Genomic DNA, 20,256 nt, shown 5'->3' with positions numbered 1-20,256 from the left:
AAAGCGCTGAATCGTGGCCTAGCACAGGAGCGATTGCCGCCCGCTGAACCGCTGGTCACCACGTATGCGCAGGGTACCGTTCCGTTCGTACGCCGTACCGTAGAAAGGGAAGAGCGTGCAGAACGCCACCGAAGACCGACGCGACCGCTACTTCGAAGGCCACTTCGCCCCTGTCAAGGAGGAAGTCACCGCCTACGACCTGCCCGTGACCGGCCGCCTGCCCGCGGACCTCGAGGGCCGATATCTCCGGATGGGGCCCAATCCACTAGGTGTGGAGGATCCCGCCACCCACTTCTACGCCTTCGGCGCCGGCATGGTGCACGGCGTCCGCATCCGGGACGGCCGCGCCGAGTGGTACCGCAATCGCTGGGTCCGCTCGACAGAGGTCGCCGACGCCCTGGACAGGCTGCGGCGCGGGGAGGAGCCGCCCGCGTTCCTGCCTCCGTCCCCGAACGTCCACGTGATCGGCCACGCCGGCCGCACGCTCGCCCTCGTCGAGGCCGGCGGGCTCCCGCACGAGCTCGGCTACGAGCTGGACACGATCGGAGCGTGCCCGATGGCCGCCACGCCCGAGGGCTCCAGCGCCAACGCGCACTCCAAGGTAGACCCGCGCACCGGCGACCTGCACTCCCTGGCCTATGTGATCGGACGGCCGTTCGCGCAGTACATCGTCACCGACCCCGCCGGCACGGTGACCCGTGTGACGGACATCCCGCTGTCCGGCGATACCCCGTTCCTGCACGACTTCGCGCTGTCGGAGAACTACGTCATCGTGTTCGACATCCCGCTGACGTTCAGCATGACAACGATGCTGTTCCGGTGGGATCCGGGGCACCAGGCGCGCGTCGGCGTGCTGCCCCGGACGGGCGGTGGCATTCGCTGGCTGCCGGTCGAGTCCTTCTATGTCAGCCATGTGCTCAACGCCTACGACGACGGCTCCGCGATCACGGTCGACCTGATCAGGTCCGAAGGGCCGGTCGACGTCACCGATCCGGGCGCGATCGCGCCGACGCTCGACCGCTGGACCATCGATCCGGTGAGCGGCAGGGTGGACCAGCGCCGCGTCGACGACCGGGCTCAGGACTTCCCCCGCGTGAACGACGCCTTCGCCTCTCGCCCGTACCGCTACGGCTACTCCGCGGTGAGCCCGGTGTACGGGGTGCCGTTCACACCCGACGGCCCGCACCCCGACGAGGCGTTCACCAACGCGCTCATCAAGCACGACCTCCGGCGTGGCATGACGGAGGTGCACGGTTTCGCACGCGACGCCGCTGTCGGGGAAGCGGCGTTCGTCGCCAACCCGTCCGGCGGCGGAGAGGAGGACGACGGCTACCTGATGGCCTACGTCGCCGATCCCGAGCGGGGCGCCTCCGACCTGGTGATCCTTTCGGCCCAGGACTTCACAGGACCGCCCGTGGCCCGGGTCCACCTGCCCGTGCGTGTCCCGCTCGGCTTCCACGGCAACTGGATTCCCGACGCCTGAAGCCGAGCGACGAACGCCCCGGCGAACTCGCGACCGACCCCATCAACCACAGTCGAGGACCATGACCAAGCCCTGCCATTTCGACCATGACACAACCTCGCCCATGCCTACGCGCGCGCGACCCCGAGGTCGTGGCTGCCCAGGCCGATGGCCACATCACACCGGCGCAGGTCGTGGTGCATCTGGTGGTAATCCCAGATCGCGCGCGTGCCGCCACTGCTCGTCGGTGATGACCTGCTGCTTGACGCTCTGTCGACCGGGCCGAAACGCTGCTCGGCCGCCTGTTTGAGTGCTTCTCGGTCATTCTCTCGCGACAGGTCGGTGGCATGGGCAAACGCGGTGCCGCCGGCCGCCTCGATCTGCGCGGCGGTGTCGCCGATCGTCCCTTAGAGACGGCTCTGCGACGCCTCCACAGTACGGGCGGCGATGACGACCTTCGCACCCTCGGCGGCCAGCCGTCCGGCTATCGCGGCGCCGATGCCTCTGCTGGCTCTGGTAACGACTGCTACCTTGCCTTCCAGTACGTCCATGGCTGTTCTCTCTGGGATCCTTGCCGGCTCAGGAATCTCCTACATGAGACGAGAACGACATTTCAGAATATGGCCGAAACCTCGGCGTGTGGGCAGCGCGAACTCGCCATCAGCCGGAGCGCGAATGCAGGGCTGGCGGCATGTCATGGCGATGGGCATGCTCGGACTGTCCATGCCTGGGAGTGGAGGGTGGCGCATGATCGTTCCAGGGCGAGTGCTGGCGGGGCGGTACCGGCTGGTCCATCCGCTGGGCGCGGGCGGCTTCGGAGAGGTCTGGCAGGGCGTCGACGAGCGTCTGGAACGCGAGGTAGCGGTGAAGATCCTGCTGGGGGCCGGAGACAGGGACGGGCAGGCTGCTCGGCTCTTCGAACGCGAGGCCAAGCTCGGGGCGAAGCTGACGCATCCAGGGATCACCGTGGTGCACGACGTGGGGGTCGACGTCTCCTGCCGGTTCGTGGTGATGGAGCTACTCTCCGGCCGCAACCTGGCAACGGTGCTGGATGCGAACCCCCGGGGGCTGGAGATCGACGAGGTCGCGGACTGGGGTGCACAGGTGGCGGACGCGCTGGCGGTGGCGCATGCCGCAGGGATCGTGCACCGTGACATCAAGCCCGCCAATCTGATGTTGCTGGACGGCGGGCGGATCAAGGTCTGCGACTTCGGGATCGCGCGAGCCGCCGGGGCCACCACCAGCGTGACCGCCCAGGGGTTCGCCTCCCTGCTCTATGCGGCTCCCGAGCAGCTCTCGAACGAAGCAGTAGACGGGCGTGCGGACCTGTACTCGCTGGGCTGCACCCTGTACCACCTGCTGACCGGGCAGCCGCCGTTCCCCGGAGAGACCCCTGTCGAAATTCTGGCGGGACACCTGTCCCGGCTGCCCGTCCCGCCGGCTGCACTGCGCGCCGAAATCCCCGCCGCGTTGGCGGAAATCGTCATGGAGTTGCTGGCCAAGAGCCCCGCCCACCGTCCGGACGACGCCACCGCGCTCGCCGCCCGGCTACGCGCCGCCTCCCACGAGCAGCACCCGCCCATCGCGCGGACACGGCATATGGTGCCGGCGGATGAGCCGGTGGCGGGGACGACTTACCTCGGCGCCGCGAACTGGAACGTCACGGCGGCCGACCTTCGGGGCCGCGACTACGAAGTGTTCACCCTCGTCTACCCACCCGGCGGAACACGCAGTGACGCCGGAGACGTCTGGGGAGACGAAATCTACACCGACGACTCCTCCATAGGCCTCGCCGCCGTCCACGCCGGCATCATCACCCTCCAAAACGGAGGCCCTGTCACCTTCGAAATCCGCCCCGGACAAGAAAGCTACGACTCGGCGAAACGCAACAGCGTCCGAAGCTCCACCTGGGCACAATGGTCAGGCAGCTTCGTCTTCTCCGAGCAGCAAGGAAGAGCGCACCCGACTTCGTTGGAGCCAGCGGCGGTCTACCTCGGCACTGCGAACTGGAACGTCACGGCGACCGACCTTCAGGGCCGCAACTACGAAGTGTTCACCCTCGTCTACCCACCCGGCGGAACACACAGTGACGCCGGAGACGTCTGGGGAGACGAAATCTACACCGACGACTCCTCCATAGGCCTCGCCGCCGTCCACGCCGGCATCATCACCCTCCAAAACGGAGGCCCCGTCACCTTCGAAATCCGCCCCGGACAAGAAAGCTACGGCTCGGCGAAACGCAACAGCGTCCGAAGCTCCACCTGGGCACAATGGTCAGGCAGCTTCGTGTTCCCCTGAATGCCCATTCATGGACGGAGATGATATGCACTCTCCCTACGAGAGACGAGGACCATCACCCTCCGGCCCATCCGCAGCAGGTCGTTCACCTGCCCCCGCAGCCGACGTCAGGCGTCGCCGTCGCCAGCCTCATCATCGGGCTCGTCGTCCGCTGGTGCCTGTTCGGCATCCCGTCCATCGTGGCCATTGTCCTGGGCCATGTGGCAGATGCCGAGATGACGTAAGCCGCCAGGTCGTACATCCTCCCGCCCCATGGACTCGGGGATCTGGTGGCGTGTCGGCTTCGTGATCGGTGCCATGATCGGCGCGGCGCTCCTGCTGCTCTACATGACGCTGTGGGCGCCGCGCGTGGTCGTCCTGGTGCCGACCGACCCGCCCGCCACCCCCACACCACAATCGGGGGTAGAGATGACCTTGTACGCCAAGAGCGGCAACGCCTACGCGCAGCTCAACAAGACTGCGGCAACCGCCAAGACGGCCGCGTTCACTGAGCTGGACCCGCTGATCAAGGTCAGTGAGGACCTGTACGAGGGGACGCGGCCGGACGGCACAGCGTTCCCGGAGGGCCGCATGAGCGTGCGGTTCACCGCGGGCAGCGTCGTACGGAAGTCGGTGTTCGACTGGTGCTTCGCCGACGCGACCATCGAGTCGGTGTCCCCGGCGACGGGCGCGGTCGCGGGCGGCACCGACCTCACCATCAGGGGCCGCAGCTTCACGCCCGGCTCCACGGTTACGGTCGGCGGTACGGCCGCCACCAACGTGGTCGTGGTGGACGACACCACGATCCGGTGCAAGACCCCGGCGCACGCCGCTGGCGCGGTGGCCGTCCAGGTCACCACGGACGCAGGCCCGGCGTCGAAGGCGAACGGCTTCACCTACGCCTAACCACTGGTGCGGAGCCGGGACGCGCGGCTCCAGCCGCACGGCGGCCCCGTCTCCTGGAGGCCGGGCCGCCTGCATAAACCCTCTTACGGGGCGGCGACCACCTGGAAGGTCGCATCGTTGGCGAGGTTCCACGAGGTCTGCTCAGATATCCACAGGTGGTAGTCGGAATGGCGTAGCCATTGCGTGGGGTAGTTGCACGACCTGAAGGACACGCCGCCGGACGCGCCCGACAGCCCGGGCTTGCGGTAGAACGAAGCGTCCATGGCGAAGAGGGCGTACGAGTCATCACCGCCGGAGGGCACCTGGGCGAGCTTGATCCGGCCGTACTCGTGCCGCAGATACCAGCCGGGGAAGTTCTTCGACTCGAACGAGATGAGGCCGTTCGTGTCACTGACGATGAACCTGGCCAGCCCTGGCACCTGCCGGAAGGCGAAGTCCGCATCGGAGCCGGTGGGGCAGGGCGAGATCTCGCCTAGCCAGTAGGCATGCCGTATGCAGTACCCGGGGATGTTGGCCGGCTTGAACATGGTGTAGTTCGCGGCGTGGGCGGCGGTGGGCATCCACAGGGTCGCTCCACTGGCGCATGCCACGACCGCCACGACGAACTGGCGCCATGAGATGTGAGAGGACATCACGAAATCACCGTTTCCTGTTGATCGGTTGATTCCCGAGGTCATCTTGGGGCGGCGGCGTCTCTCCCGGCATGAGTAATCCCCTACTCAAATCAAATGAGGAAGGATGCTGTGTCGCGCCAACCCATACTGGGCGTCCGGCGTTGTTGGTGATCTTGGAGAACACCGGGGCTGGCGCCAGGGGGCATTGCGATTCCCCTCGTCGACGCCCCATGAGCGCGGTATGGCCGCTCCGGCCTCAGGAACGTCCAATCCTCCGGCCGCAAGCGTCTCCTCGCGGTCCTGCACACGACTCGAGGTCACTGAAAGCCGACGGACCTGGGACATCAACAGCTCATAGCTGCCGATAAGAGCGGCACTCGGCCAGGCAGCGATGATGTGGCCGATCATGCCGGGCTCGGCAACCGCGATGTTCGCGCCGAGACTGGCCAGGCTGGCGACCACGAGAAGGCCCCAAGCCAATGCACCGCCGCGGGAGCCGTACCGGTTGGTCAGGAGGATGGACATCGACGCGACAACGATGGCGCCGTCCACCGCGAGCGGGATGAGCACCGCCGCGAAATGGTCCTCACCATGACGCAGGCACAGCTCATGCATGTGACGGAAAGAGACGACGGCCGCGATCCCGGCCAGCAGCACAACCCCGCCGATGGTCGTACGCTGGATATTGCGCACCGCAAGAAGGTCCGGCTCCACCATTCACCCCTGGCCCAACAGGAACTTGGTGGTGAGGGTGAAGTGGTGTGCAATTGGTTCGACTCCCCCCTCCGGCTTGAACCCCTATGCCCGCCGCCCGGGACCCGGCCGCATGCGGAGTCATCGCCAGCACCAACATTGGCGTGCGCTCACCGCGCTGACTGTCCCGCTGCGGCGACGCCACCCGTGTGGCCAAGCGCCAAGGCCACCGGATTTGACGACCCGATCTCAGCCCGTGAACGTCCCAGAAAGAAGATCGTCGAAGCGCTCCAGATCCTCCGTCGGCCGGTCGATGCCGCGCAGCGGACCCTTGTCCACAAGGTGCGATTCGACATACTGCCGAGCCACCAGAGCCTTCCGGTCGCCGAAGCCGGCCCGTTCCTCCCACCCCGCCTGCTCCAGCAGCACAGCCGCCGCGTACACATCGGCCATGAGCTGGGCCAGCGGATAGAGCCGTGCCTCGGCCACGGGAGCATCCAGGGAAGACCAAGCGGTGATCGCCTTCCGCAGGTCATCGATCCCGCCGCGAACCAGATCCACGGTCGCGGAATCGCCCGCCGGGCCCTGATCGACAGCGACTGCCAGCCGGTCAAGGAACGGCTCATGGGCCCGCTCGCGCACCATGGCCCGCCGTACATCGAGGCAGAGGATGTTGTCGCCGCCCTCCCAGATCGGGTTGACCTGGGCGTCGCGCAGCAGCCTGGCCACCGGCCACTGCTCGATGTAGCCGTTGCCGCCGTGCACCTCGATCGCGTCACTGGCCGCCGTGACGCCGAGCCGGGCCGCCCGTAGCTTGATCAGCGCGGGCGCGAGCCGCAGGCGCGGGCCGACCAGGCCGTCGAAGACGAGTGCCTGGGCCGCCTCGACCTCGACGATGAGCTCGGCCAGCTTGCGGCGCATCAGCGGCTGCTCGATGAGCGGCCGGCCGAACGCCTCGCGGGCCCTGGCGTAGCAGAGCGACTCGACCAGCGCGCGCCTGGCCACGCCGAGGCCCATCATCGCCACGCCGAGCCGGGAGGAGTTGGTGAGTTTCATCATCGTGCCGAGCCCCGAGCCGGAGCCGCTCCCGGCCAGCAGGAACGCCTCCGCGTCGGCGAACTCCACCTCGGCCGACGCGACAGAACGGGTGCCCAGCTTGTCCTTCAGCCGCCTGATCCGCACCCCGTTGCGCGAGCCGTCCCGGCGCTCCCACAGGACCAGCAGCGGCGCGACGGCGCCGTCGGGGAGCCGGGCGAGCACCACGAAGGCGGAGCCGTTGGCGTTCGAGGCGAACCACTTGAACCCGGACACCAGCCAGGAGTCGCCGTCGGGCACGGCCGTCGCCTCCAGCGCGGCCAGGTCGGAGCCGCCGGTCCGCTCGGTGAACATCTGAGCGGCCTCGCCGGAGTAGAAGCCGTTGGCGAAGATCGCCCGCACCCGTTCCCGCACGTCCTCGGGCGCGTGCCGCTCGGCCAGGGAGACCACCATGTCGCCGCCGGTGCCGAGCGCGCAGCCCATCCCGATGTCAGCCTGGTCGAGCAGGTACGTCCAGGCCGCGGCGAGGGCGGCGGGGTTCGCGCCGTTCGCCCGGGCTTCGTCGGCGAAGGCCGGGGAGGTGAAGTTGTTCGCCATGAGCGCGTCGCGGGCCGTGTGGAAGGAGGGCGGCATGACGACCTCGCTGACGTCCCTGCCCCACTTGTCGTACTTCTCCAGCCGCGGCGGGTTGCGGTCGGTCGCCTCCGCGCATTCGGCCACCGTGCCACCCATCAGCGCGCCCAGCTTCTCCAGGTAGGGAGTGGCCCAGGCGAAGCCGTCGCCCAGGTGGCGCCGCATGAGCAGGTGCAGCGTCGGATCGCAGCTCCACCAGTTACGCCCCGCCGCGCCCTGATAGCGCTCGGTCGCGTAACGGTCGCTGCTGTCGAACGATTCGATGAGATAACGCCCCATGCTTCGGACATTACATATACTCGACACGCGATGGAAGAGCGTAACAATCTCAGTGCTCGGTCGGCCGTGCTGAGCGCGCTGCTCGGCAGCCATCCGCCGCAGCTGGCCGCCCGCCATCTGGTGCGCATCGGCGCGCTGTTCGGCATCGCCGAGGGCACCGTGCGGGTGGCGCTGTCGCGCATGGTGGCGGCGGGCGACCTGGTCCAGTCCCGCGGCCGATACACGCTGTCCCATCGCCTCATCGAGCGCCAGGGCCGGCAGGACGAGAGCCGCGACCCGCACACCAGGCCGTGGGACGGCACCTGGGAGATCGCCATCGTCACCGCCGAGCGCCGCGCCCCCGCCGACCGGGCCGCGTTCCGGCACACGATGACCGCGCTACGCCTGGCCGAGCTGCGCGAGGGCACCTGGCTGCGCCCGGCCAACCTGCTGCGGAAGTGGCCGGAGAGCGTCGCCGCGCAGTGCACGCTGATCGACGGCCGCCCGCACGGCGACCCCACGCCGCTGCTGTGGGACCTCGACGGCTGGGCGGCCGAGGCACGCCGGCTGGAGAGCGCGCTCGACCAGGCCGGGGACCTGAGAGAGGGGTTCCTGCTGTCGGCGGCGGTGGTACGCCACCTGCTGGCCGACCCGCTGCTGCCCGAGGAACTGCTGCCCGGCGACTGGCCGGGTGGCCGGCTCCGCGCCCGGTACGACGACTTCGACCGCCACTACCGCGAACTGCTCTACCAGCACCTCACGGACTGACGGCGAGGCACCCCACGCGGCGAGGAGCCTCACAGGTTGACGGCGAAGATCACCCGCTTGTTCCTGAACTCGGTGACGCTCCACAGCCTGCCGCCCTGGATGGTCAGGTCCTCCGGGCCGATCGGATAGGGCCGGGTGACGAGCTTTCCTGGGGTGCTGACGTGCAGCTTTCCGTTGGTGTTGCCGTCGGCCGCCTGGCTGAGGTACCACGTGTCGCCGGCCGAGACCGCGCCCTGGATCTTCGGCTGGCCCATGACGTAGGCGTCCCTGGGCACGCCGCCGAGCTCCAGGTCCCATCGGGCGACCCGGCCGTTGGGGTCGTTCTCCCGGTATTCGCCGGAGATGAGGGTGTGCGGGGTGGTACTGCGGTCGATGGAGACGAACGAGAAGATGGGGCCGCTCGTGACGACGCGCCACGAGTCGCTCTGCGGGATGACGTAGCGGTAGCCGAACGCGTGATACTTGCCGCCCTGGCGGCCGATACGCGTCGGATCGCCCAGGTCGTTCTGGGCGGTGCGCAGGTCGAGCAGGTGCTTGACGTCGAAGACCCGCAGTCCCTTGGAGGTGTCGGCCACGTAGAGCAGGTCGCCGTGCCAGCCCACCCCGCCCGCGTGGATGTTGATCGCCGCGTAGGACCCGTCCGGCTTGGCCTCGACGAGCAGCGCGTGCTGGTACTTGAGCGTCCGCGGGCTGAGGAAGCTCACTCTGATCCCGCGTTCGACCACGGGCGGCTCCGGCTTGAAGTACCAGGTGGCCACGAACACCGGCACCCCCACCGAGCCGGACTCCTCGCCGCAGGTCAGGCCCTGCGGATACCAGTCGGTCGTGTCCTCGTCCTTGGCGTCGAAGGCGTACCAGTCGACCGGTTTGGGGCTCATCGAGCCCAGCGCCCCCGACGCCCCCCGGCGCACCCCGGTCCTGTTGGCCTGGGCCAGCACCGCCTCCACGGAGACGGCGCCGATGCCGCCGGCCAGCTTGGCCGCTCCCTCGGCTAAGGTGCCCGTCGCCCTGCGTAAGGTGAAGGGCGTCTTGTCGATCGGAACCATCCCCGCCTCAGCCATACCTTCCTCGCTTCTCCGTCTACACGTGGTGTGTTCGACGGACAGGGGGGCGAGAAAGTTCGGCTAACTCCAGGTATGCACGGGTTGCCCCGATAGGGCGAGCTCGCGATAGCGCCGTACGAGTTTCTCCCTATCTCCACCGAACTTGGCCAGCGTTTCACGTTGCCAGACCGATCCGGTACGGCGCAGCCGGGTCCGCTGCCGGATGATGTCGAGCGCGTTGTCAGCGTCGGACGGCGTCACCCCGGCCCCGAGCAGCCCCTCCCTGGCCTCGGGCAGCAGCTCGAGCACCAGGTCGGCGGCCGCGAACTCGCCGTCCCTGCCCGGCCAGGACAGCTTGGCGTCGAGCCCGTGCATGGCGGCGCGGTAGAAGTTCTGGTAGGCCTCACCGAACCGGTATGCGGTGAGATCCCGCTCCGACTGCGCCAGCGTCAGCCCGATGAGGAACGCCGTGTTGGCCGCCATGTCCGCGCACGACGGACCGGCCGGCAGGGCGCGCATCTCGATCCGCAGGTGGCCGCCGCCGGACGGGTCGTAGACGGGCCGGTTCCAGTGCCAGACCGTGCCCTGGTGCAGCCGCAGCTCGGGCACGTCGAGCGGGTCGGTGTTGTCCGTCAGCTCGGGCAGGACCGGGTCGTAGTCCCGAACGTACCGCTCGAACAGCTCGTAGGCCCCCTCGCGCACCCAATCCGAGCCGAAGGTGACCCGGCCGTCCTTCCGATAGCGCCGTTCCACGTCCCGGTCGTCGGCCGCCTCCTCCATCAACGCGATCCTGGTCTCCTCCCGCAACTGCCTGCCGAGGAAGAACGGCGAGTTGCCGCAGGCCGCCAGCACGGGCCCGGTGGCCAGCTGCGCCGCGTTGAACAGCCGGGCGAACCGGTCCGGCGGAGTGCGGATGTGCACCTGCCACGAGGTGTTGGCGCTCTCCAGGATGACGTCCTCGACCGCCAGCTCCAGGTCGTCGATCTTGACCACGAACGGCTCCAGCCGCAGCCGCCGGAGCCCCCGGCTCATCGCCCGGTAGCGGTTCTGGTCGCTGATGGCCTCTTTGGTGAAGTCTTCGGGGCTCAGCGTGGGCAGGATGCCGATGGGCACCGCCCCGCCGCCCTCGACCGCCCGGTCCACGCTGGTCAGGGTCTCCTGCACCTCCGCCGCCAGCCGCTCGAACGGGCGCCCCTCCAGCGGCAGCGGGGTCAGGTTGACCTCCAGGTTGTAGCGGCCGAGCTCCAGCACCACGCGGGGGTCGCCGAGCGCGTCGCGCGTCTCCGCGTTGCGTGGCAGCGGGCGGCCCGCCTCGTCGACGAGGAACAGCTCCAGCTCCGCGCCGATCGTCGTCGGCCCCTCACCGAACCCCGGCCTGTCGAGCAGCTCGCGCAGCACGCCGAGTTGTTCATGGAGACGTTCCCCGAAACGGGCGTACTCCGCCTCGGAAAACCGCTCTTTGCCCAAATCTTGTCCCATGCCTCCCTACTGTCCGGAGACACCCCTTCCACACCTCACCAGCTCAGCGAGCCCTCATCCTGCATGTAGGCGCCGGTCGGGCCGTCGGCGTCGAGGGTGGCCAGCCGTACGGCGATCGCCGCGCCCTGCTCGGCCGTACGGAAGCCGGAATGGGCGTTGAGGTCGGTGGCGCAGTAGCCGGGGTCGGCGGCGTTCACCTTGATGGGCGTGTCCCAGAGTTCCTTGGCGTAGGACACGGTGATCATGTTGAGCGCGCTCTTGGAGGAGTTGTAGGACAGGTAGTTGTGCTGCCACGTGGGGCCGTCCGGGTCCATCGCCATGGACAGGGAGCCGAGCCCGCTCGACATGTTCACGATCCTGGCCGCCTCGGCCCGGCGCAGCAGGGGCAGCAGCGCGTTGGTCACGGTGACCACGCCGAACACGTTGGTCTCGTAGACCTCCCTGAGCGCCTCCGCCGCGGTGGCGCTGGGGCGCCCGTCCTCCTGCCAGACCACGATCCCCGCGTTGTTGACCAGGATGTCGAGCTTGCCGTACTCCTGCTCGATCCACTTGGCGGCGGCCTGCACGCTGTCGGCGTCGGTCACGTCGATCCGCACGTACGGCTGGCCGAGCCGCTCGGCGGCGGCCTTGCCGCGCTCCTCGTCGCGGGCCCCCACGATGGCGGTGACGCCGCGCTCGCCGAGCAGCCGCGCGATCTCGAAGCCGATTCCCTTGTTGGCACCTGTGATGAGGGCTGTTGTCGTCATGCCTCAACCTTCATGCGGGCCGGGCCGGAGCGTGAGAGACCTCCCTAACCTGGGATCGGCGGTACCACCCACGGCTCCGCGAGCAGGCGGGAACCTGACGGAGGATAGAGGTATGAACCGCAACGAACTCGCCGAATTCCTCCGCAGCAGGCGCGCCCGCGTCACGCCGCAGGACGTCGCGCTGCCGAACAACGGCCGCCGCCGCACGCCGGGCCTGCGCAGGCAGGAGGTCGCGCAGCTCGCGGGCATGTCGATCGACTACTACATCCGGCTGGAGCAGGGCCGTGGCCCGCACCCGTCGCGTCAGGTGCTGAACGCGCTGGCCAGGGCGCTCATGCTCAGCCAGGACGAGCGCACCCACCTGTTCAACCTGGCGGGCCAGGCGCTGGAGACGCCGCGGATGAGAGGCGACGTGCCCGCCGCCGTCCGGCACCTGATCGCCTTCCTGGAGGAGGTGCCCGCCTACGTGGTCGATGCCAAGTACGAGATCCTGGTCTGGAACCCGCTCGCGGGCCTGCTCCTGGGCGACCTCGACTCGCGGTCGCGCGAGGACCTCAATGTCATCCGCTGGCTGTTCCGCTCCCCCGACATCGGCCAGCGCCTCATCGACGAGGAGAAGGGCCGCTTCGCCCGCGGCTCCGTGGCCGACCTGCGCGCCGCGGCGGGCCGTTTCCCGGACGACCCGGCCATCCAGGCGCTGGTCGCGGAGATGCTGGCGCTGAGCCCCGAGTTCGCCGAACTGTGGGCCAGGCACGAGGTGCAGATCCGCAGGGAGCATCTCAAGCACGTCTTCCATCCCTCGGTCGGCGTCATCGAGACGACCTGCCAGGTCCTGTCCATCCCCGAGCGCGAGGACCTGCGGCTCGTCCTCTACACGACCGAACCCGGTTCCGCCGCCCACCAGGCCTTGCGCGAGTTGCGGCAGTTCACCCTAAGCTCATGAGATGCGAGCCGTTGCGTTTGACCTGTTCGGCGGGGAACTCGACCTGCGCGAGCTGCCCGACCCGTCGCCGGCGCCACACGGGGCGGTGATCAGGGTCGAGGCGACGGGCCTGTGCCGCAGCGACTGGCACGGCTGGCAGGGTCACGACCCCGACATCCGCGTCCTGCCCCACGTACCCGGGCACGAGCTCGCGGGCGTCGTGGAGGCGGTCGGCGCCGACGTGCGCGACTGGCTGCCCGGCGCCAGGATCACCGTCCCGTTCGTCTGCGCCTGTGGATCCTGTACGGCCTGCGCCGCCGGCGAGCAGCAGGTATGCGAGCGGCAGACCCAGCCCGGCTTCACCCACTGGGGCTCCTACGCCGAATACGTGGCGATCGACCACGCCGACGTGAACCTGATCCCGGTCCCTGAAGAGATGGCCTACGTGACCGCGGCCGGTCTCGGCTGCCGTTTCGCCACCGCCTTCCGGGCCGTCACGCAGGTGGGCGCGGTGCGTCCGGGCGAATGGGTGGCCGTGCACGGCTGCGGCGGGGTCGGCCTGTCCGCCATCATGATCGCCACCGCGGCCGGGGCGCGCGTGGTGGCCGTCGACATCAGCACCGACGCGCTCCAGCTCGCCGAGCAGGCCGGCGCCACGCACTTCGTCGACGGCTCGGCCGGTGACGCGGGCGCCCAGGTCAGGGAGCTGACCAGGGGCGGGGCGCACCTGTCGCTCGACGCGCTGGGCAGCGCCCAGACCTGCGTGGCCTCCGTCGAGAGCCTGCGCCGCCGTGGCCGGCACGTGCAGGTCGGCCTGCTGCCCGGCGGGGCGACGCCGGTGCCGATGGACCGGGTGATCGGGTACGAGTTGCGGCTGCTCGGCAGCCACGGCATGGCCGCGCACGCCTACGCGCCGATGATGGAGATGATCCGGGCCGGGATCCTGCACCCCGACCAGCTCATCACCAGGACCATCGGACTCGCCGACGCGGGCAAGGCCCTGGCCTCGATCGGCACCGTGCCCGGCGTGACGATGATCACCCCCCGCTTTCCCCTATAGGGGGTGAGTGGGATCCGACCGGCCGCTTGGTACGTCGCCGGCCGCTTTGCAGCGAGTGCCGGATAGGTCAGACTTGTGGCTCACAGGCTTGCTGGCTGACCGTGAGGACAACAGTGATCCGAACCTTGCTCGCTGAAGACATGCATCTGGTGCGAGGAGCGATCGTGGCATTGCTGGCCTATGAGGAGGATATCGAGATCGTCGCGGAGGTCGACCGGGGTGATCACATCCTCCGCACCGCCAAGACGGTCCGGCCCGACGTGGCGGTGCTCGACATCGCGCTGCCCGGCAAGGACGGGCTGGAGGCCGCCGGCGAGCTGCACGACAATCTGCCGGAGTGCGGCGTGCTCATCCTGACCGGCGTCGGCACTCCCGGACTGCTGAAGCGGGCCCTGGACGTGCACGTGCGGGGGTTCATGGCCAAGGACGCGCCGCCCGGCCAGCTCGCCGACGCCATCAGAAGGGTGGCCGACGGGGAGCGGGTCATCGACTCCGAGCTGGCGATCGCCGCGATGAGCCCGCCGGAGGCGCCGCTGACGGAGCGCGAGCTGGACGTGATCGGGGCCGCGGCCGAGGGGGCCACGGTGTCGGAGATCGCCGCCTCGCTGTTCCTCGCGGAAGGAACGGTCCGAAACTACCTCTACCGCAGTACGGCGAAGCTGGGGGCGCGCAGCCGGATCGACGCGATCCGCATCGCCCGCGAGTCCGGCTGGATCTGACCGCTGGTTTCAGGCTCGCTTACGGCGTTGGTTTCAGGCCCGTGTGGGTGGCGGCGAAGGCGAGCACGTCGGCGGCCAGGCTGATCGACCTGCTGACCGCTCTCGCGCCGTGGCCGACGTCGCGCTCGTGGCGCAGCAGGATCGGCTGTTCTCCCGCCGTCGCCCACTGCAGGGCCGCGCACATCTTGCGGGCGTGCATCGGGTCCACCCGCGAGTCGGCGCCGGAGACGGTGAACAGCGTCGCTGGGTAGCCGGCCCCCTCGCGGACGTGGTGATAGGGCGAGTAGCCGAGCAGCCAGCCCAGCTCCCCGGGATGATCCGCGGAACCGTACTCACCGGCCCAGGTCGCCCCGAGCCCGGACCTCTCGTACCGCACCATGTCCAGCAGCCCCGCGGAGCACACGACGGCGCCGAACAGCCCAGGCCGCTGCGTCATGGCGGCCCCAACGAGCAACCCGCCGTTCGACTCGCCCCAGACGGCCAGCTGGCCGGGCGTCGTCCATCCGTCGGCGATCAGCTTCTCGGCGGCGGCGATGAAATCCTCGAAGACGTTCTGCTTGCGGTCCAGCATGCCGTCGCGGTGCCAGGCCTCGCCTTCCTCCCCGCCGCCGCGCAGGTTGGCCACGGCCAGCACGCCGCCGGACTCGACCCAGGCGAGGGAGTCGGCCGCGTACCCGGGGGTGAGCGACATCCCGAAACCGCCGTAACCGGTCAGGATCGTGGGCCGGGGGCCGCCGGAGTGTGGGCCCGCGACGACCACCATGCGGACCCGGGTCCCGTCGGTGGAGTCGTACTCGAGCTGGTGGCTCTCCACCCGAGAGCCCTTCTCCACCACACTTGGAGCCTGGCTGGTGGCGGCCGATGACCAGAGGGTGGTCGTTCCCTCGCGGGCGTCGTAGCGCCAGACCTCCACCGGGGTGGCCGCGTCCGTGTAGGCGAACCACGCCTCGTGGCCGCCGCCGGGGCGGGAGGTCAGCGAGGCGATGGAGCCGCTGCCGGGCAGCGGGACCGTGCCCAGGCGTTCGCCGGTGGCGGCGTCGTGCAGCGCGATCTCGCCGACCGCGTGGCGGGTCCTGGCCACGAGGAGCCGGCCCCCGTCGAGCAGCGTGAACGCCCCGAGCACGGCCGCGGGATCCTCGGGAACGAGCTCCTCCCACTCGGCGGGCGTGGCCGGGTCGGCGACGCAGAGCCGACGCCGGGGCGCGTCGTGGTCGGTGACGATGTACAGGCGGTCGTCCGGGCCCACCGCCGCCGCGCTGCGCGCCGCCACTCCTTCCTGGATCACCTTCTGGCCGAGGTGCTCGGGCGGGCCGGCGGACAGGTCGGCGAGGTAGAGGTCGTTCCGGGCGGGGGTGCCCGCCGAGATCACCAGCCAGCGCCCGTCCGCGCTGATCTGCAGGCCGTACGAGAGCGCTCCGCGGGTGAAGACCTGGACGTCGCCGCCGGGCCGGTGCAGATATACGCCCTGGTGGAAGCGGACGTAGAAGAACTCCCTGCCACCGGGCAGCCAGGCGACCGGTGAGTAGCGGCAGCCGCCGATCGGGCCGTCGACGATCTCGCGGGTGGCGACGTCCATGACGTACAGGTCCGCCCGCTCGTCCCCGCTCCTCGACACCTGGTACGCCAGCAGCCGCCCCTCCCAGTCGGGCTGCCAGTCGTCCAGCGTGGTGAGGCCGGTGGCGTCGAGCTCCATGGGATCGAGCAGGGGCCGGTCTTCGCAGTACAGCACCGGGTGCTCCTGCCCCGCGGACTGGGACAGGTGGAAGCGCCTGTCGCCGCGCCACACCGGCGGAGTGCTCATTCCGGTGACGCTGAGCTCGGTCAGGCGCTTCTGGAAGTGTTCGCGGAGGGGGAGGCGGGTGGCGTGGTGCCGCCAGAGCCGGTCCTGTTCGGCCAGCCAGGTGCGGGTGGCGGGATCGGCGGCGTCCTCCAGCCAGCGGTAGGGGTCGGTGACGAGGTGGCCGTGGAGCTCCTCGACGAACGACAGACGTGCTGCGTCCGGATATTTCATGATACGGGCTCCGGTTGCCAGTGGCCGGACAGGTCGGCGTACGTGGGTGAGCGACGGACGAGCTCGTCGTGCGTGCCGACCACGGCCTGTCCGGCGTCCATGAGCAGGATGCGGCGGGCGCGCGTGGCCGAGGTGAGGCGGTGGGCGACGACGATCAGCGTGCCACCCCGCCGCGCGAAGGCGGCCTCCACCCGCGCCTCGGCCGCAGGGTCGAGATGGCAGGTGGCCTCGTCCAGGATGACCAGGCGAGCCGGGGCGAGGTAGGCGCGTACGAGGGCGATCAGCTGCCGCTGCCCGGCGGACAGGGCGCCGGGGTCGAGCTCCGCCGGGCCCGTCATCAGGCCGGTGGCGCCGAGCGCGGCGATGGCGGCCTCGACCTGGTGGGGTGGCGCGTCGCTCAGGTACGTGAGGTTCTCGTGCGTCGAGCCGCGGAAGACGTACGCCTCCTGGGGGATCAGCACCCGCGCGGCGGGAGACACGTCGGCGGCGGGGACTCCGCCGATCCGGACGTCACCGGTGTCCGGCTGGAGAAGGCCGCTGATCAGGGCCGCCAGGGTGGACTTACCGGCGCCGCTCGGCCCGACGACCGCCAGATGGTCCCCCTCGGGGATGTCGAGATCGAGACCGTCGATCACCGCCTCGGAGTGCGGGCCGTAGGAGAACGTGACCCCCCTCAACCGCACACCGCCCGCGGACGACCGCCCCGAACCCGCCGTCCGGGCTTCGGCCTCGGGCGAGCGCCCCACGCCCGCTGAGGGGGCTGCTTCCAGAAGGCCCGCAGACAGCTGCCCCGGACCCGCCGTCAAGGCGTCGGGCGAGAGCCCTGAGCCCGCTGAGGGGGCTGCCCCCGGGGCCGCGGACGGGACCAAAGGGCCGGAGGTGGCGATGCGGCGGAGGGTGGTCACCAGGCTGACGCCGCTGACGCCGAGGCCCTGGACGAGGCCGTTCAGGGCGGGGGCCAGCGACTGCGTGACGTAGGCCAGGGCGCCCACCACGACCCCGGCACCGGCGCCGCCGCTGAGCAGCCAGGGCGTGCCGCCCAGGACGAGCACCACGGGCAGCCAGGCGCCGACGGCGAGCGCGATCGTGCGCGCGGCGGTCACGCGGGCCAGGCCGCGCGCCGCCGACGCCTGTGCCTCGACCCGGTCGGCCAGCGCGGCGCCCACGCGGTCCTCGGCGCCGCAGGCCACGATGTCACGCAGCCCGCCGGCCATGCCCGTCATCGACTCGGCGAGCCGTTCGTCGGCCATCAGGAACGCCCGCTGCCGCCGCGCCAGAGCGGGCAGCGACACCAGGAACAGCCCCAGCCCGGCGGCGAACGGCGGCAACACCAGCAGCGCCGCCTGCGGAGCCAGCGTGAGCAGCCCCAGCACCACGCTCACCACCGTGAACGCGAACCCCCGCACGGTGGTGACCACCGCCGCGAAGGCGTCCCTGGCCAGCTCGACCTGGAGCCCGGCCCGGGTGACGGCGGCGGTGTCCGGGCGGGCGGACAGCGAGTTGGCGGACATCGAGTGGGCGGCGCGGCGCATGGCCCCGCCGACGACGTGGGCGAGCAGATCGTCCCGGAACGGCTCGGCGATCGCCGCCACGGCCAGGATGACCTGACGGGCGGCGACCGCGGCCACCAGCCACGTGCAGCCGAGCGCCGCCAGCCAGGCCAGCCCCACGGAGGGGCGGGCCACCGCGAAACCGTCCTCGATGGCGCGGGCGATGGCCTGCCCGATGAGGAACGCGGGCCCCGCCTCCAGCACCGACCACAGACAGATGCGCACCAGCGCGTACGGCCGGCGCCGCAACGCCCGCCACAGCAGCGGCCTCATGAGACCTCTCCCTGGAACACGGCCCGGTAGCGTGGGTCCCGCCACAGCTCGTGGTGCGGCGCGTGGCCGAGCACCGTGCCGTCCTCCAGCCAGACGACCCGGTCGGCGCGGGACGCCGTGGTGAGCCGGTGGGCCACGATGAGCCGGGTACGTCCCCGGGACTCGGCGGTGAGGGCGTTGCCGACCTGGCGTTCGGTGACGGTGTCGAGGCTGGAGGTGGCGTCGTCGAGCACCAGGAGGCGTTCTCCTTGCGCGAACGCCCTGGCCAGGCCGATCCGCTGCCGTTCGCCGCCCGAAAGCGGGGTGTCCGCCATGGAGGTCGTGTATCCGTCGGGCAGGCGGCGGATGAACCCGTCCGCGCACGCCGCCGTCGCCGCCGCGGGCACGGCCCCGTGGTCGTCCGTACCGAGTCCGATGGCCTCGCCGACCGTGTCGCCGACCAGGACCGGCCGTTCGAAGGCGTACCCGATGGCCCGCCGCAGCTCGGCGCGGTCCAGCTCCGGCAGCGGTACGCCGTCCAGCAGCACCGTTCCCGCGGCGGGGTCGGCCAGGCGCGCCGCGAGGGCGGCGAGCAGCGACTTGCCGGAGCCGGAGCGCCCCACCACGGCGGTGACCGATCCCCCGGCGATCACCAGCTCGTCCACGGCCAGACCGGCCGCCGTGACCCCCCGAAACTCCACGGCCCCGAGCCCGCCGGGCCGCGCATCGACGAGCGGAGCTGCGTGGGGGGCCGGGGCCGTGTGCGGGGCGGGGAGGCGGCGGGTGCCGTATCCGGTGGTGGGCAGGGCGAGGAGTTCGGCGACGCGTCCGGCCGCCGCGCGGGCCCTGGCCAGGCCGCCGATGTGGCCGAGCGAGGTGCTCAGCGCCGCGCCCAGTACCGCGTACCTCGCCGCCGCGTACAGTTCGCCGATCGTGAGGTCGCCCGCAGCCAGCCGGAGCCCGCCCACGGCGAGTACGGCCACCTCCACCAGCGGCACGATGAGGCCCGCCTGGATGCCGGCGGAGGCGTTCGCCCGCCACAGCTCCATGCCGTGGGCCCGCAACCGGTCCAAAGGCCCCAGGACCCGGCGCGTCTCGCGGTCGGCGGTCCCGGCGGCGGCGATCGTCCGGGCGCCGCCGAGCGCGTCCACCAGCCGGGCGGCGATCTCGCCCTGGACCTCCTGGTAGCCGCCCGCGATCGTGGTCGTGGCACGCAGGAAGGCCCGCAGGACGGGCAGGATGAGCGCGATCCCGGCGACCAGTGTCGCGGTCAGCGCGGGGTCGATGAGCGTGAGTGCCACCAGCGCGCCCACCGTGGGGACGAGCAGCGCCAGCGCGCCGGTCACGGACTCGGGGGCCCGGCCGACCTCCTCGGCGTTCAGGCCGGCGCGGGTGACCAGCTCCCCTTCGGGGAAGCGGCGGGTCGCGGCGGGGCCGACGCCCAGCACGTGACGCAGGACCGACAGACGTAGCCGGGCGGCCGCGTACGCGCTGCTCGCGCCGCGCGCCCAGACCCCGGCGCTCTCACAGAGAATGATCACGGCGACGATCACCGCGCAGGCCGCCAGCCAGGACGTGGTCTCAGACCGGGCGGAGACGAAGCCGTCGACGGTCCGGCCGACCGCGTAGGGCAGTGCCAGTTCACCGGCCGCTCCCGCGATCGCCGTGACCGCCAGAACGACGGGCCACGGGCCGCTTCGGCGTACCGCGTCCATCACCAGCCGGTCTCCGGCCCGCACGACGGTCTCCCTCCACATGAAAAGCCCGCATCAGAGCGCCAAAGCGATCCCCGCGCCGCGGTGAGCGGCGCGGGGATCGGCGCCTCTTA

At 70.6% G+C, this 20,256-nt stretch carries 17 protein-coding genes; 7 read left to right on the top strand and 10 right to left on the bottom strand.

What is annotated here, in order from left to right:
- Positions 1-115: 115 nt before the first annotated feature.
- Positions 116-1,483: a carotenoid oxygenase family protein gene (locus AB0F17_RS40195; protein WP_358034150.1), complete on the top strand. Its 1,368-nt coding sequence runs from the start codon at positions 116-118 to the stop codon at positions 1,481-1,483.
- 386 nt (positions 1,484-1,869) lie between these two features.
- Here AB0F17_RS40195 and AB0F17_RS40190 read toward each other — a convergent pair whose 3' ends face one another.
- Positions 1,870-2,013: an SDR family NAD(P)-dependent oxidoreductase gene (locus AB0F17_RS40190; RefSeq protein WP_358034148.1), complete on the bottom strand. Its 144-nt coding sequence runs from the start codon at positions 2,011-2,013 to the stop codon at positions 1,870-1,872.
- Positions 2,014-2,209: 196 nt separating this feature from the next.
- On the opposite strand from AB0F17_RS40190, the gene AB0F17_RS40185 reads away from it, so the two are divergent.
- Together AB0F17_RS40185 and AB0F17_RS40180 are read left to right on the top strand one after the other, a co-directional pair.
- Positions 2,210-3,760 carry an LCCL domain-containing protein gene (locus AB0F17_RS40185; protein WP_358034146.1) on the top strand — a complete coding sequence of 517 codons (1,551 nt, stop codon included), beginning with the start codon at positions 2,210-2,212 and terminating at the stop codon, positions 3,758-3,760.
- Between the two features lie 252 nt (positions 3,761-4,012).
- Positions 4,013-4,645, top strand: a complete 633-nt coding sequence (locus AB0F17_RS40180) for an IPT/TIG domain-containing protein (RefSeq protein ID WP_358034144.1) — start codon at positions 4,013-4,015, stop codon at positions 4,643-4,645.
- A gap of 83 nt (positions 4,646-4,728) precedes the next feature.
- Here the strand turns inward: AB0F17_RS40180 and AB0F17_RS40175 are convergent, their stop codons facing one another.
- The 3 genes from AB0F17_RS40175 to AB0F17_RS40165 form a co-directional block, all read right to left on the bottom strand.
- The gene (locus tag AB0F17_RS40175) at positions 4,729-5,277 is read right to left on the bottom strand and encodes an AbfB domain-containing protein (RefSeq protein WP_358034141.1); all 549 of its coding nucleotides are present in this window, start codon (positions 5,275-5,277) and stop codon (positions 4,729-4,731) included.
- An 87-nt stretch (positions 5,278-5,364) separates the two neighbouring features.
- Positions 5,365-5,976, bottom strand: a complete 612-nt coding sequence (locus tag AB0F17_RS40170) for a DUF2637 domain-containing protein (RefSeq protein WP_358034139.1) — start codon at positions 5,974-5,976, stop codon at positions 5,365-5,367.
- 225 nt (positions 5,977-6,201) lie between these two features.
- Positions 6,202-7,899 carry an acyl-CoA dehydrogenase family protein gene (locus tag AB0F17_RS40165; RefSeq protein WP_358034136.1) on the bottom strand — a complete coding sequence of 566 codons (1,698 nt, stop codon included), beginning with the start codon at positions 7,897-7,899 and terminating at the stop codon, positions 6,202-6,204.
- Between the two features lie 30 nt (positions 7,900-7,929).
- On the opposite strand from AB0F17_RS40165, the gene AB0F17_RS40160 reads away from it, so the two are divergent.
- Positions 7,930-8,646 carry a PaaX family transcriptional regulator C-terminal domain-containing protein gene (locus tag AB0F17_RS40160; RefSeq protein ID WP_358034133.1) on the top strand — a complete coding sequence of 239 codons (717 nt, stop codon included), beginning with the start codon at positions 7,930-7,932 and terminating at the stop codon, positions 8,644-8,646.
- A gap of 29 nt (positions 8,647-8,675) precedes the next feature.
- Here AB0F17_RS40160 and AB0F17_RS40155 read toward each other — a convergent pair whose 3' ends face one another.
- The 3 genes from AB0F17_RS40155 to AB0F17_RS40145 form a co-directional block, all read right to left on the bottom strand.
- Entirely contained in the window at positions 8,676-9,692 is a 1,017-nt protein-coding gene (locus AB0F17_RS40155) for a hypothetical protein (RefSeq protein WP_358034130.1), read from the bottom strand.
- 78 nt (positions 9,693-9,770) lie between these two features.
- Positions 9,771-11,168 (bottom strand): glutamate--cysteine ligase, encoded by a 1,398-nt coding sequence (locus AB0F17_RS40150; protein ID WP_358034128.1) that lies wholly within the window; start codon positions 11,166-11,168, stop codon positions 9,771-9,773.
- A gap of 35 nt (positions 11,169-11,203) precedes the next feature.
- Entirely contained in the window at positions 11,204-11,914 is a 711-nt protein-coding gene (locus AB0F17_RS40145) for an SDR family oxidoreductase (RefSeq protein WP_358034126.1), read from the bottom strand.
- Positions 11,915-12,026: 112 nt separating this feature from the next.
- On the opposite strand from AB0F17_RS40145, the gene AB0F17_RS40140 reads away from it, so the two are divergent.
- From AB0F17_RS40140 to AB0F17_RS40130, 3 genes are all read left to right on the top strand, one after another.
- Entirely contained in the window at positions 12,027-12,857 is an 831-nt protein-coding gene (locus AB0F17_RS40140) for a helix-turn-helix transcriptional regulator (protein ID WP_358034124.1), read from the top strand.
- Between the two features lies 1 nt (position 12,858).
- Positions 12,859-13,896, top strand: coding sequence for a zinc-dependent alcohol dehydrogenase family protein (locus AB0F17_RS40135; protein WP_214639523.1), 1,038 nt, complete (start codon positions 12,859-12,861; stop codon positions 13,894-13,896).
- Between the two features lie 113 nt (positions 13,897-14,009).
- Positions 14,010-14,615 carry a response regulator transcription factor gene (locus AB0F17_RS40130; RefSeq protein ID WP_358034121.1) on the top strand — a complete coding sequence of 202 codons (606 nt, stop codon included), beginning with the start codon at positions 14,010-14,012 and terminating at the stop codon, positions 14,613-14,615.
- A gap of 19 nt (positions 14,616-14,634) precedes the next feature.
- Here the strand turns inward: AB0F17_RS40130 and AB0F17_RS40125 are convergent, their stop codons facing one another.
- From AB0F17_RS40125 to AB0F17_RS40115, 3 genes are read right to left on the bottom strand one after another with little or no spacing between them, the layout of a single operon-like run.
- Complete coding sequence (locus tag AB0F17_RS40125; protein ID WP_358034118.1) at positions 14,635-16,626, bottom strand: prolyl oligopeptidase family serine peptidase; 1,992 nt, start codon at positions 16,624-16,626, stop codon at positions 14,635-14,637.
- Entirely contained in the window at positions 16,623-18,449 is a 1,827-nt protein-coding gene (locus AB0F17_RS40120) for an ABC transporter ATP-binding protein (RefSeq protein WP_358034115.1), read from the bottom strand. Before AB0F17_RS40120 ends, AB0F17_RS40125 begins: the two co-directional genes overlap by 4 nt.
- The gene (locus AB0F17_RS40115; protein ID WP_358034113.1) at positions 18,446-20,167 is read right to left on the bottom strand and encodes an ABC transporter ATP-binding protein; all 1,722 of its coding nucleotides are present in this window, start codon (positions 20,165-20,167) and stop codon (positions 18,446-18,448) included. The genes AB0F17_RS40120 and AB0F17_RS40115 overlap by 4 nt, the downstream gene beginning before the upstream one ends.
- Between the last annotated feature and the right edge of the window lie 89 nt (positions 20,168-20,256).

The sequence above is a fragment of the Nonomuraea sp. NPDC026600 genome, assembly GCF_040638335.1.
Classification (GTDB): domain Bacteria; phylum Actinomycetota; class Actinomycetes; order Streptosporangiales; family Streptosporangiaceae; genus Nonomuraea.
This window is presented reverse-complemented; position numbering and strand designations above follow the sequence as displayed.